This window comes from Streptomyces sp. HSW2009, from assembly GCF_040240285.1.
Classification (GTDB): Bacteria; Actinomycetota; Actinomycetes; order Streptomycetales; family Streptomycetaceae; genus Streptomyces.
On sequence record NZ_JBEHZD010000208.1, the window covers coordinates 1 to 12,211 of the forward strand.

General features: G+C 73.8%; 9 protein-coding genes. 6 read left to right on the forward strand and 3 right to left on the reverse strand.

The window, feature by feature from the left end:
• The first annotated feature begins 152 nt into the window (after nucleotides 1-152).
• Nucleotides 153-875: a transporter substrate-binding domain-containing protein gene (locus AAHZ94_RS17090; RefSeq protein ID WP_349993765.1), complete on the forward strand. Its 723-nt coding sequence runs from the start codon at nucleotides 153-155 to the stop codon at nucleotides 873-875.
• Nucleotides 876-1,143: 268 nt separating this feature from the next.
• On the opposite strand, the gene meaB is transcribed toward AAHZ94_RS17090, so the two are convergent.
• From meaB to AAHZ94_RS17105, 3 genes are read right to left on the reverse strand one after another with little or no spacing between them, the layout of a single operon-like run.
• Nucleotides 1,144-2,241, reverse strand: coding sequence for a methylmalonyl Co-A mutase-associated GTPase MeaB (gene meaB, locus AAHZ94_RS17095; protein WP_349993766.1), 1,098 nt, complete (start codon nucleotides 2,239-2,241; stop codon nucleotides 1,144-1,146).
• Between the two features lie 4 nt (nucleotides 2,242-2,245).
• Nucleotides 2,246-4,462 carry a methylmalonyl-CoA mutase gene (scpA, locus tag AAHZ94_RS17100; protein WP_349993767.1) on the reverse strand — a complete coding sequence of 739 codons (2,217 nt, stop codon included), beginning with the start codon at nucleotides 4,460-4,462 and terminating at the stop codon, nucleotides 2,246-2,248.
• Between the two features lie 20 nt (nucleotides 4,463-4,482).
• Complete coding sequence (locus AAHZ94_RS17105; RefSeq protein WP_349993768.1) at nucleotides 4,483-6,375, reverse strand: methylmalonyl-CoA mutase family protein; 1,893 nt, start codon at nucleotides 6,373-6,375, stop codon at nucleotides 4,483-4,485.
• Between the two features lie 204 nt (nucleotides 6,376-6,579).
• Here AAHZ94_RS17105 and AAHZ94_RS17110 point away from each other — a divergent pair, with 204 nt between their 5' ends.
• The 5 genes from AAHZ94_RS17110 to AAHZ94_RS17130 all read left to right on the forward strand — a co-directional run.
• On the forward strand, nucleotides 6,580-7,308 hold the full coding sequence (locus AAHZ94_RS17110; RefSeq protein WP_502964697.1) for a 4'-phosphopantetheinyl transferase family protein: 729 nt from the start codon (nucleotides 6,580-6,582) through the stop codon (nucleotides 7,306-7,308).
• 512 nt (nucleotides 7,309-7,820) lie between these two features.
• Nucleotides 7,821-8,216 carry a TOBE domain-containing protein gene (locus AAHZ94_RS17115; RefSeq protein WP_349993770.1) on the forward strand — a complete coding sequence of 132 codons (396 nt, stop codon included), beginning with the start codon at nucleotides 7,821-7,823 and terminating at the stop codon, nucleotides 8,214-8,216.
• A 168-nt stretch (nucleotides 8,217-8,384) separates the two neighbouring features.
• Nucleotides 8,385-9,161, forward strand: a complete 777-nt coding sequence (modA, locus tag AAHZ94_RS17120; RefSeq protein WP_349993771.1) for a molybdate ABC transporter substrate-binding protein — start codon at nucleotides 8,385-8,387, stop codon at nucleotides 9,159-9,161.
• A 25-nt stretch (nucleotides 9,162-9,186) separates the two neighbouring features.
• Entirely contained in the window at nucleotides 9,187-11,475 is a 2,289-nt protein-coding gene (locus AAHZ94_RS17125; RefSeq protein WP_502964696.1) for an ABC transporter permease, read from the forward strand.
• 151 nt (nucleotides 11,476-11,626) lie between these two features.
• The coding region (locus tag AAHZ94_RS17130) for a short chain dehydrogenase (protein WP_349993772.1) at nucleotides 11,627-12,211 on the forward strand (585 nt) is incomplete at its 3' end.

Here is a 12,211-nt window from a genome sequence, read left to right on the forward strand (position 1 = left end):
GGAAGGTGGTGGCGACGTCCTCGTCCCACGGGAAGTAGCCGATCCGCGGCGCGGCGGGCGGGGGGGGGGGCGGGGGGCGGGGGGGCCCGCCCCGGCGCCGGTGACGCGATCCCCCGCAGGGGCGTCCCGGGGCCCGGCCTAGACTCCGCCGCATGACCTACGTGATCACCGACATCGCTCGGGACCTCGCCCCGCAGGGCGTGCTGCGGGCCTCCATCAACCTGGGCAACCCGGTGCTGGCCCAGGGCACGCCGACGGCGCCCGCCGGCATCACGGTGGACCTCGCGCGGGAGGTCGGCGCCCGGCTGGGGCTCCCGGTGGAGTTCCAGTGCTTCGACGCCGCCCGCAAGTCGTGCGAGGCGATGGCCACCGGCCGGGCCGACCTGTGCTTCCTGGCCATCGACCCGGCGCGGGAGGCCGACGTCGCCGTCACCGCGCCCTACGTCGTCATCGAGGGCGTGTACGTCGTCCCGCAGCAGGCGCCCTTCGCCAGCGCGGCCGACGTGGACCGCGCGGGCGTCCGCATCGGCGTCAAGCACGGTTCCGCGTACGACCTGTTCCTCTCCCGCACCCTGCGCCACGCGTCCGTGGTCCGCGGCGACGAGGGCGTGGACACCTTCCGGGCGCAGGGGCTCGACGTCGGGGCCGGCATCCGCGAGCCGATGACCGCCTACGTCGCCGCGCACCCGGACGTCCGGCTGATACCGGATACCTTCCTCCAGATCCGGCAGGCGGTGGGCACCACCAAGGACCGCGCGCCCGCCACCATCGGCTTCCTCCGGGACCTGGTCGACGAGTTGACGGCGAACGGTTTCGTCGCCGCCGCACTGCGCCGCGCGGGCCAGTCCCCGGCCCTGGTCGCCCCGCGCGACTGAGCACTCCTGCTCCGCCCCGGGCCGGACGACGCACGACTCTGCGGGGCCACCGGCCGTGAGGCCATGGGCCCGCCGGGCCGCGGCCCCACCCGCGCCCGTCGCCCGTACGCGGCGGCACTCCGGTCGCGCAACCCACCGCCGGGCAGCGGTGGCGAAAGCACGGGCAACGGCAACGGCAACCGCCCCGCAGACGACACGGGCGGCCGGTCGGGGGTGTTCCCCGTCCGGCCGCCCGTCGTCGGTGGCCCGTCGTACGACCGGGTCGTGCTCAGGCCCGCGGGTGGCGGCCGTTGAGCGCGGGGTCGGCCTGTTCCGTACCGGTCGGTGACCCGAACGCGGCGAGGAGTTGCTCCGCCGCGAGAGAGGCCGTCAGCGTGCCGTCCCGCAGTTGCCGCTCGACCTCGGGGGTCAGCCGGCGCACCGCGGGGTGCTCCCGGAGCCGGGTCAGGAGTTGGTCCTGGACCATCGTCCAGGTCCACTCGACCTGTTGGTCGCGCCGCTTGCGCTGGAGCGCGCCCGTCGAGTCGAGGACCTTGCGGTGCTGCTCGATGCGGTCCCACAGGGTGTCGAGCCCGGTGCCCTCGCGGGCGCTACAGGTGAGCACCGGCGGGTTCCACACCTCGTCCGGGTGGGGCGGCGCCTCGCCGCTCCGGCCGGCCGCGCCCGCCCCGTGCCCGCTGCTGGCCTGCGGGCGCAACAGCCTCAGCGCGCCGGCCAGTTCGCGGGCGGCCGAGCGGGCGTCCCGCTCGTGCGGCCCGTCGGCCTTGTTGACCGCCACCAGGTCGGCCAGCTCCACGACGCCCTTCTTGATGCCCTGGAGCTGGTCTCCGGTACGGGCCAGGGTCAGCAGCAGGAAGGTGTCGACCATGCCGGCCACGGCCGTCTCGGACTGGCCCACGCCCACCGTCTCGACCAGGACCACGTCATACCCGGCGGCCTCCATCAGCACGATGGTCTCCCGGGTGGCCCGCGCCACGCCGCCCAGGGTGCCGGAGGTCGGCGAGGGCCTGACGAAGGCGGCCGGGTCGACGGCCAGCCGCTCCATCCGGGTCTTGTCACCCAGGATGGAGCCGCCGGTCCGGCTGGACGAGGGGTCGACGGCGAGCACCGCGACCCGGTGGCCGCGCCCGGTGAGCAGGGTGCCCAGCGCGTCGATGAAGGTGGACTTGCCGACGCCCGGCACCCCGCTGATGCCCACCCGGCGGGACTTGCCCGCGTACGGCAGGAGTTCGACCAGCAGTTGTTGGGCGAGGGCGCGGTGGTCGGGCCGGGTGGACTCCACGAGGGTGATGGCCCGGGCGATGTGTGCCCGGGAACCCTCGCGGACGCCCCGTGCGTACGCGCCTACGTCGATCTTGGGTGGCATGGGCTCACAGCTCGTGGCCGAGCGCCGCACCCAGCGACGTGACCAGGTCGTAGGCGGCGTCGGGGATCACCGTGCCGGGCGGGAAGACGGCCGCGGCGCCCATCTCGCGCAGCGTCTCGACGTCCTGCGGCGGGATGACGCCGCCGACCACGATGGTGATGTCCTCGCGCCCCGCCTCGGCCAGTTGCTCGCGCAGCGCGGGCACCAGCGTGAGGTGGCCGGCGGCCAGCGAGGAGACGCCGACGATGTGCACGTCGGCCTCCACCGCCTGCCGGGCGACCTCGGCGGGGGTCTGGAACAGCGGGCCGACGTCCACGTCGAAGCCGAGGTCGGCGAAGGCGGTGGCGATCACCTTCTGGCCCCGGTCGTGCCCGTCCTGTCCCATCTTGGCGACCAGGATGCGCGGCCGACGGCCCTCGGCCTCCTCGAAGGCGCGCACCAGCGCCCGGGTGCGGTCCACGCCGGTTGACGGTCCTGCTTCGTCTCGGTACACACCGGAGATCGTACGGATCTGGCCCGAGTGGCGCCCGTACACCTTCTCCAGGGCGTCGGAGATCTCGCCGACGGTGGCCTTGGCGCGGGCGGCGTTGACGGCCAGCGCGAGCAGGTTGCCCGACAGGTCGCCGGCGCGCTGGGCGCCGTTCTCGGCGGCGCCGGTGAGCGCCCGCAGCGCGTCCTGGCACGCCTGCTCGTCGCGCTCGGCGCGCAGCCGGCGGAGCTTGTCGACCTGCTGGGTGCGGACCGCGGAGTTGTCGACCTTGAGGACGTCGATCTGCTCGTCGCTGTCCACCCGGTACTTGTTGATGCCGATCACCGGCTGCCGGCCGGAGTCGATCCGGGCCTGAGTGCGGGCCGCGGCCTCCTCCACGCGCAGCTTGGGAATGCCGGCGTCGATGGCCTGCGCCATGCCGCCGGCGGCCTCGACCTCCTCGATGTGCTGCCAGGCGCGGCGCGCGAGGTCCAGGGTGAGCCGCTCGACGTACGCGCTGCCGCCCCACGGGTCGATGACCCGGCAGGTGCCGGACTCCTGCTGGAGCAGGAGTTGGGTGTTGCGGGCGATGCGGGCGGAGAAGTCGGTGGGCAGCGCCAGCGCCTCGTCCAGCGCGTTGGTGTGCAGCGACTGGGTGTGGCCCTGGGTCGCGGCCATCGCCTCCACGCAGGTGCGGGCCACGTTGTTGAACACGTCCTGCGCGGTCAGCGACCAGCCCGAGGTCTGCGAATGGGTGCGCAGCGAAAGGGACTTGGCGTTCTTCGGGTCGAACTGCTTGACCAGCTTGGCCCACAGCAGCCGGGCCGCGCGCAGCTTGGCGATCTCCATGAAGAAGTTCATGCCGATCGCCCAGAAGAACGAGAGCCGCGGCGCGAAGGCGTCCACGTCCATGCCCGCGTCCAACCCGGCCCGCAGGTACTCCACGCCGTCGGCGAGGGTGTAGGCCAGCTCCAGGTCGGCGGTGGCCCCGGCCTCCTGGATGTGGTAACCGGAGATGGAGATGGAGTTGTAGCGCGGCATCTTCTGCGAGGTGAAGGCGAAGATGTCGGAGATGATCCGCATGGAGGGCTGCGGCGGGTAGATGTAGGTGTTGCGGACCATGAACTCTTTCAGAATGTCGTTCTGAATGGTTCCGGCCAGCTTCTCGGGCGCGACGCCCTGCTCCTCCGCGGCGACGATGTAGAGCGCGAGGATGGGCAGCACCGCGCCGTTCATCGTCATCGACACGCTCATCTTGTCCAGCGGGATGCCGTCGAAGAGCTGCCGCATGTCGTAGATGGAGTCGATGGCGACGCCCGCCATGCCGACGTCGCCGGTGACCCGCGGGTGGTCGCTGTCGTAGCCGCGGTGGGTGGGCAGGTCGAAGGCGACCGACAGGCCCTTCTGGCCCGCGGCCAGGTTGCGCCGGTAGAAGGCGTTGGACTCCTCGGCGGTGGAGAAGCCCGCGTACTGGCGCACCGTCCACGGCTGGTTGACGTACATCGTCGGGTACGGGCCGCGCAGATAGGGCGCGATGCCCGGGTAGGTGCCGAGGAAGTCGACGCCTTCCAGGTCGGCGGCCCCGTACAGCGGCTTGACTCCGATGCCCTCGGGGGTCTCCCAGACCAGCGCGTCCTGGTCCTTGCCGGTGCTCTGGCGGAGCGCGGCCCGCCAGTCGTCGGTGGTCGGGCCGGGCGTGCCCGCGTCGTCGCCGGTCAGTTGGATGTTCGCGAAGTTCGGGATGGCTCCCATGGCGTCCGCTCCGCCTTGCATCACGCAATCCCCATGGTGTTCAGGGCCGAGGTCAGCACCTCGACCGCGTCGCAGCCCGCGAAGACGAACTCGTCCACCCCGGCCTGAAGGTAGTCTTCCCGCCGCTCGCCGGGGCGGCCCGCCAGGTAGACGCGGGTGGCGCCGGCGGCCTTGAGCCGGGCGGCGGCGTCCGCGGCCTGTTCGGCGTAGAGCTGGTCGGTCGAGCACAGGCAGGCGATGCGCGCGCCGCTGCCGGCGAAGGCGTCGGCCGCGGCCTGGGCGTCGGTGCCGGCCTGCTCCTGGACGGCCGCGATGCCGCCGGCCTGGAACAGGTTGGCGGCGAAGGTGGCGCGCGCGGTGTACGCGGCGGCCGGGCCGAGGGTGGCCAGGAAGACCTTCGGCCGCTCGCCGCTCGCCGCCAGGTGGGCGTCGCTGCGGGCGCGCAGCGTCTCGTACGCCTCGTCCCTGCGCACCCGCGGCAGGCCGCCGGTGAGCCGCTGCGGGGCGGCCTCGCGCTCCACCGGGCGCTCGTCGAGCAGCGGGAACTCGCTGACGCCGGTGATCGGCTCCTTGCGCCGGGCGAGGTCCTTGGAGCGGCGCTGCCAGGTGGCGGCGATCCGGTCGGGGACCAGTCCCGAGGTGAGCCCGTCGGCGATGCCGCCGGCCGCCTCGATCTCCTGGAACCAGGCCCAGGCCGCCTCGGCGACCTCGTCGGTCAGCCGCTCCACGTACCAGGAGCCGCCGGCCGGGTCGATGACGCGGGCCAGGTGCGACTCCTCCAGCAGGATCGCGGAGGTGTTGCGGGCGATGCGCCGGGCGAAGCCGTCGGGCAGGCCGAGTTCGCTGTCGAAGGGGAGGACGGTCACCGCGTCCGCGCCGCCGACGCCGGCGCCGAGGGTGGCGACGGTGGTGCGCAGCATGTTCACCCACGGGTCGCGCCGGGTCATCATCACCGGCGAGGTGACCGCGTGCTGCCGCTGGGCCGCGGTGCCTTCGGCGGCGCCGCACACCTGCGCCACCCGGGCCCACCGCCGGCGGGCGGCGCGCAGCTTGGCGATGTTCAGGAACTGGTCGGCGGTGGCCGCGTAGCGGAATTCCAGTTGGGCCAGCGCGGCGTCGACGGAGAGGCCACCTGCGGTGAGGGCGCGCAGGTAGCCGACGCCGGTGGCGAGCGAGCAGCCGAGTTCTTCGGCGGTGGAGGCGCCGGCCTCGTGGTACGGCAGGGCGTCCACGCTCAGCGCCCGCACGCCCGGGTAGTCGGCGCTGGCGCGGCGGGCGAGGTCCACCGCTGCGGCCAGTTGCGCCTCCAGCGCGTCGGCCGCTCCGGTACGGGCCAGCAGGCCGTACGGGTCGGCGCCGAGCACGGCGAGCGCGGCGTGTCGGGGCACCTCGCGCGCGTCGTAGAGCGCGAGCAGGGCCGCGCCGGCGGCAGCGGCGTCGGCGCCGGGGTCGAGCGCGACGGTCACCAGGTCCAGGTAGACGCCTTCCAGGGCGCGGGGCAGCGCGTCGACGGGCAGCGCGCCGTCGCCGACCGCGAGCCACAGCGAGGTCACGCCGTTCTCCAGGTCGGCGAGGACCGCTTCGCGGGTGCGTTCGGGATCGGGGTGCGTGTGACGCTGGCGTACGTCCCAGCCGGTTACCGCCGCCCCTTCGGGACGCCCGCCGCGCAGGAACGGGGGGAAGCCGGGAAAGCCGGCGGCGGTGGACGCGTCGGGCGCGTCCTCGTCGGTGTACAGCGGACGGGCGGCGATCCCGTCCTGGAGCGAGGTGGTGAGCACTTCCTCAGCAGCGACTCCGCTGGCGTCGGACGCACCGGACTTGCGCAGTACGTTGCCAACAAGGTGTTGCCACTGTTCTCGGGTTGCTTCCGGGAACTCGGCTGCCAAGGGGAGCCCGTCGGGCAGGACCGTCATGCGACGGAGACTAGGGGAGGTTTGTGAACGACAGGAGTAGGGCACTCTGTGATCTTGCCCTCGTTACGGTCGAGTAAGCGCCACACATCGCTAGGGTACGGACAGAATGACCTGCAAGGAGCTTACGCGCAACGGGGGTTGACCATGGGATACGGCACAGGCGAGACCGCCGTCGGGAACTCGACAAGCGGAGCTTCATCTGTCATCCCGAGCGCGTTGGTGCCCGCCGAGATCGCCTGGGCCGACGCGGTGCGCACCGACGCCGCGCCCGACGTGCTCTTCCCCGAGGAAGCGGCCCTGCTCACCCGGTCCGTACAGAAGCGGCGGAACGAGTTCACCACGGTCCGGGCCTGTGCCCGGCGGGCCATGGCGGGCCTGGGCCTGCCGCCCACGCCGGTGTTGCCCGGCAAGCGTGGTGAGCCCGGCTGGCCCGAGGGCGTGGTGGGCAGCATGACGCACTGCGACGGGTATCGGGCCGCCGCGTTGGCGCCCGCCTCCGTCGCGCGTTCGATCGGCATCGACGCGGAGCCGCACGCCCCGCTGCCCGAGGGCGTGCTCGACGTCGTGTCGCTGGCTCCGGAGCGGGAGCGCGGGCAGCAGATCGCGCGGGGCGCCTGGGGTGGCGGACCGGTGCACTGGGACCGGCTGCTGTTCAGCGCGAAGGAGAGCGTCTTCAAGGCGTGGTATCCGCTGGCTCGGCGCGAACTCGACTTCTCCGACGCCGAGTTGACCTTCGAGGCCGCCCCCGCTTCATCCGTCCCCGGCTCCGGCGGCCCCGACCGACAGGGCACCTTCCGGGCCCGGTTGCTCCCCTCGGCCGACATTCCCGACGGCTTCCCCTTCAGCGGCTTCGAGGGCCGCTGGGTCATCCACGACGGCTTCGTCGTCACCGCGATCGTGACGCCTCCGGCGACGGTGCCTGGTCCTCGTTGATCCTGCTTTGATCCTGCGGGTGGCCCTTTCGAGGCACCGCCCCCTCGCCGTTTCCGCCATGTTCACCCGCCATCTCCCTTGCCTTGACTGGCAGTTCCGTTGTGAGGGGAGCGCGTTGAGGCCCATGCCTCCCGCGCGGTAACGGATACCGCGGAGGCGGGTGCCACGGCGACGGGCGCCGCGCCCGCGGCCTGTTCAGAACAGCTCTCCCGACAGTGGGTCACAGGGGGGCCACAGGGGGCGGCCGTAGGGGGCGAGTCGGCGCGCGCCACACGGCGTACTTCGACAGCATCCGGGGGGCGCGGCGCCACACCCCGCACCGGCGCCACACCCCACCCACGAGACACCCGCGCCACCCACCGGAAACACCCTCCACACACCCTCCACCCCCCACTCAGGCCAAACGCACCCCTCACACGCCCACACCCAGCACGCCACACCATGCAGCATGTGCAAGGCACATTCATCCATTCGTTTGCAGATGCTGCTCAAACTGGCTTACTGTCCCGCACATGCAGTCCTACAGCATCGGCCAGGCGGCTCGGCTGCTTGGCGTCAGTTCGGACACCGTGCGCCGGTGGGCGGATGCGGGGCGGGTCGAGACGCACCGCGACGAGTCCGGTCGGCGGTTGATCGACGGGCGGGAGCTCGCGGCGTTCTCCGTGGAGTTGGCGCAGGGTGGCGAGGGGTACGGGGACGCGCCGTACACCTCGGCGCGCAATGCGTTCCCCGGCATCGTCACCGCCGTCAAGCTCGGCGACGTCGCGGCCCAGGTGGAGATCCAGGCCGGGCCGCACCGGCTGGTCTCGCTCCTGACCCGGGAGGCCGTGGAGGAACTCGGTCTTGAGGTGGGCGTCCGCGCCACCGCGCGGGTGAAGTCGACCAACGTGCACATCGACCGCGTCTGACCCGCCCGGCCGACCGACCGCGCGGCTCCATCGCCCGCGCCACCACGCGCCCTCACCGCGCGACTCCACCGCTCCATCCCTCACCTCACCGCCCGCCCCGCGTACGGCGCCCGTCGCCCGCGCCGCTCCCCCGCCAGGACCGTGACCAGGACCGTGAAGGAACCCATCATGTCCCTGACCTCGCTACGCCGCCGCGCCGCCGGCGCCGCGCTGTGCCTCGCCGCGCTGCTCCCGCTGACGGCCTGCGGCTCCGACGACGACTCGACGGGCTCCGCCGACAGGACCCAACTGACGGTGCTGGCCGCGGCCTCGCTGACGGACGTCTTCGCCGACGTCGGCAAGGCGTACGAGAAGAGCCACCCGGACGTGCGGCTGCGGTTCTCCTTCGCCGGGTCGCAGGACCTGGCCGCGCAGGTACGGGCCGGCGCGCCCGCCGACGCGCTGGTCACAGCGGACCTGCCGACGATGCAGAAGCTGCGCGGGGACGTCGGCCAGTACGCGAAGATCGCCAAGAACCGGCTGGTCATCGCGGTGGGCGAGGGCAACCCGCGGCACGTACGGGGGCTCAAGGACCTGGCGGACAAGGACCTCAAGGTCGTCCTCGCGGCGCCCGAAGTGCCGGTCGGGCGGTACAGCAGGACCGTGCTCGACGGAGCCGACGTGCACGTGAAGCCGGTGTCGCAGGAGCCGAGCGTGCGCGCCGTGCTGAGCAAGGTGAAGCTGGGCGAGGCCGATGCCGGCATCGTCTACGTCACCGATGCGACCACCGCCGAGGACCGGGTCGACACGGTCACCATCCCGGATGACGAGAACGCCATCGCCTCCTATCCCGCGGCGCCGCTGACCGCGTCCCGGCACGAGGAGCAGGCGCGGGCCTTTGTCCGGTGGCTGACCTCCCCGACGGCGCAGAAGATTCTGCGTACGGCCGGATTCCAACGCCCCTGAGGTGGCGACGAGGGAGCGGGAGGCGATGAAGGACAGCGCGGGCCCTGCGGGCGACGGGCGGCAGCGCGCGCCCGGGTGGCGGCTGCGCCGATCGGTGCCCGGCGCTGCGCGCGGTGGGCGGCTGCGGCGGCGCGGCACCCGGCCCGGCACCCCGCTGGCGCTGGCCGTGCCGGCGGCGCTGGCGGTCGCACTGCTGCTGCTCCCGTTGATCGGCATGGTGGCCCGTACCTCCTGGTCCGAACTGGGCGGGCATCTGAGCAGCGGCCCGGTGCGGGAGGCGCTGTGGCTGTCGCTGACCGTCTCGTTCTGGTCGCTCGGCATCTCCGTGCTGCTGGGGGTGCCGCTGGCCTGGGTGCTGGCCCGGGGCGCGTTCGCCGGCAAGACGTTGGTGCGCTCGCTGGTGCTGCTGCCGATGGTGTTGCCGCCCACGGTCGGCGGTGTGGCGCTGCTGCTCGGCTTCGGCCGCCGGGGACTGCTCGGTGGAGTGCTTGAGGACTGGTTCGGCGTCACGCTGCCGTTCTCGACGGCGGGTGCCGTGGTCGCGGCGACGTTCGTGGCCATGCCGTTCCTGGTCATCAGCCTGGAGGGCACGCTGACCGCCCTCGACCGGCGGTACGAGGACACGGCGGCCTCGCTCGGGGCCGGGCCGTGGCGGGTGTTCCGCACCGTCACGCTCCCGCTGGTGGCGCCGGGGCTGCTCGCGGGCGCCGCGCTGACCTGGGCCCGGGCGCTCGGCGAGTTCGGCGCCACGATCACCTTCGCGGGCAACCTGCCGGGCGTCACCCAGACCCTCCCGCTCCAGGTCTACCTGCTGCTCCAGGCCGACCCGGAGGCGGCCACCTCGGTGTCCCTGCTGCTGTTGGCCATCGCCATGGCGGTGTTGATCGCGCTGCGCGGCCGGTGGGCCGGCGGCACGCGCCCAGCGACGGGTAGCGGGGGCCGCGTACGGGACCCGGCCGACGCCGGTCAGGAACCCGGCCGCCAAGCCGGCAGCGAAGCCGGTCCGGGCTCCGGTCAGGACGCCGGCCGCGGCACGGTCCGGGGCGCAGGTCGGGGCGCCGGGGAGCGGCCGGCCGGGCCGGGTTGGCCGCTGCGGGCCCGGCTGTCGGGCTTCAACCAGATGGAGATCTCCGCCCCGCCCGGCACCACCATCGCCGTCGTCGGGCCCAACGGCGCCGGCAAGACCACGTTGCTGCGCGCCCTGCTCGGGCTCACCACGCGTTCCCGGGCGGTCATCTGGCTCGGCGGCGACGAAGTCAGCTCGCTGCCCACGCACCGCCGCAAGGTGGCCTGGGTGCCGCAGGACGGCGCGCTGTTCCCCCACCTGAGCGCGGTGCGGAACACGGCGTACGGGCTGCGCGTGCGCGGCGTCGGCGCCCGGGAGGCGCACCGGCAGGCGCGGGAGTGGCTGGATCGGCTGGGCGTGGGCCGGCTCGCCCCCCGGCGCCCCCGGCCCCGCTCCGGCGGGCCGGCCCCCCGCGGCGCCCAGGCCCGGGCGTTGGCGGCGCAGCCGCGGCTGCTGCTGCTCGACGAGCCGCTGGCGGCGCTCGACCAGACGACGCGGGCCCGGGTCCGGCAGACCCTGCGCCAGCACCTGGCCGCCTTCGACGGCGTCTGTCTGCTCGTCACCCACGACCCGGTGGAGGCGGTGTCGCTCGCCGATCGGGTGCTGGTCCTGGAGGCCGGCCGGGTGGTGCAGTACGCGACGCCGGCCGAGGTGACCCGGCACCCGCGCTCACCGTGGGTGGCCCGGATGCTCGGCCACAACGCCTGGCAGGGCACCGTCACCTCAGCCGGCGGCCTCGCCCTGTCGGGCCCCGGGCAACTGGTGGTCGCCGACCCGCTGCCCGCCCCGGCCGGCGCCGCGCCCACCTCCGACGCCCCCGACACCGCGCCGGGCAGCGGCGTACGCGATGAGCCCCACCCGCCGAAGTCGCACGCCCCAGACGCACACGATGGCCCCCACCCGGCGGATCCGCCCGACCCGCCGGACGACGGGCAGCAGCAACACCAGCCACCCCAGCACCGGGCGCCCGACCCGGCAACGGCCCCCGCGGCCCTCGCCGTGTTCGGCCCCGAGGCGGTGTCGCTGCACCGGGAGCGGCCGAGCGGCAGCCCGCGCAACGTCTGGCCGGGCGTCGTGCGTGAGCTCACCGCCGTCGGCAGCCGGCTGCGGGTGGCGGTCGGTTCGACGGAGGTGCCCGATCTGGTGGCCGAGATCACCCCGGCCGCCGCCGTCGAACTCGACCTCGCGGAGGGCACCCCCGTCTGGGCGAGCGTCAAGGCCACCGAGATCACCCTCGTACCGCTGTGATCCGCGACGCGGATGCGTACCGGGCCGGGCGGTTCCGGCAGCGCGACTCCCCCGGGGCGGGCCGCACCCGTCCGTCCCACCGGGCCGCGGTCCCCGTCTCGCATCCCGAAAATTCGCCGCCCCGGCGCCCGCCCCTGGCATGATCAAGATCATGAAGATACTTCTGATCGGGGCGACCGGCACCATCGGCAGTGCCGTCGTCGACGCCCTGGAAGAGGGTTCCCACCAGGTGGTCAAGGCGTCCCGGCGCGGGCCGGTGACGGTCGACGTGGCCGTGCCGACATCGCTCGACGCGCTCTTCGCCGAGGTCACAGAGGTGGACGCGGTGGTGTGCTGTGCCGCAAGCGGTCCGCTGGTCGAGCTGGCGACCGCCACCGACGCGGAGGTCCTCGCCAACGTGCAGGGCAAGTTGCTGGGTCAGGTCGCGGTGGTCCAGCGCGCGCTGCGGCACCTGCGTGACGGCGGCTCCATCACCCTGACCGGCGGCACCTTCACCGCGCCGCTGGCCGGCGCCTCGCTGGGCGCGCTGATCAACAGCGGCCTGGAAGGCTTCGTCCGCAACGCGGCCAGCGAGTTGCCGCGCGGCCTGCGCCTCAACGTCATCAGCCCCGGTTGGATCAGCGAGACCCTGGAGTCGATGGGCGCCGACGGGTCGGCCGGCACCCCCGTGGCCGAGGTGGCCAGGGCGTACGTGGCGGCCGTGGAAGGTGATGCGCAGGGGCAGACCGTCCGACCC

What these genes read in the sequence shown, in the direction of transcription:
- meaB (WP_349993766.1), bottom strand. Translation starts at nt 2,241, where the DNA reads ATGCCACCCAAGATCGACGTAGGCGCGTACGCACGGGGCGTCCGCGAG.
- scpA (WP_349993767.1), bottom strand. Translation starts at nt 4,462, where the DNA reads ATGGGAGCCATCCCGAACTTCGCGAACATCCAACTGACCGGCGACGAC.
- modA (WP_349993771.1), top strand. Translation starts at nt 8,385, where the DNA reads ATGTCCCTGACCTCGCTACGCCGCCGCGCCGCCGGCGCCGCGCTGTGC.
- AAHZ94_RS17115 (WP_349993770.1), top strand. Translation starts at nt 7,821, where the DNA reads ATGCAGTCCTACAGCATCGGCCAGGCGGCTCGGCTGCTTGGCGTCAGT.
- AAHZ94_RS17090 (WP_349993765.1), top strand. Translation starts at nt 153, where the DNA reads ATGACCTACGTGATCACCGACATCGCTCGGGACCTCGCCCCGCAGGGC.
- AAHZ94_RS17105 (WP_349993768.1), bottom strand. Translation starts at nt 6,375, where the DNA reads ATGACGGTCCTGCCCGACGGGCTCCCCTTGGCAGCCGAGTTCCCGGAA.
- AAHZ94_RS17125 (WP_502964696.1), top strand. Translation starts at nt 9,187, where the DNA reads ATGAAGGACAGCGCGGGCCCTGCGGGCGACGGGCGGCAGCGCGCGCCC.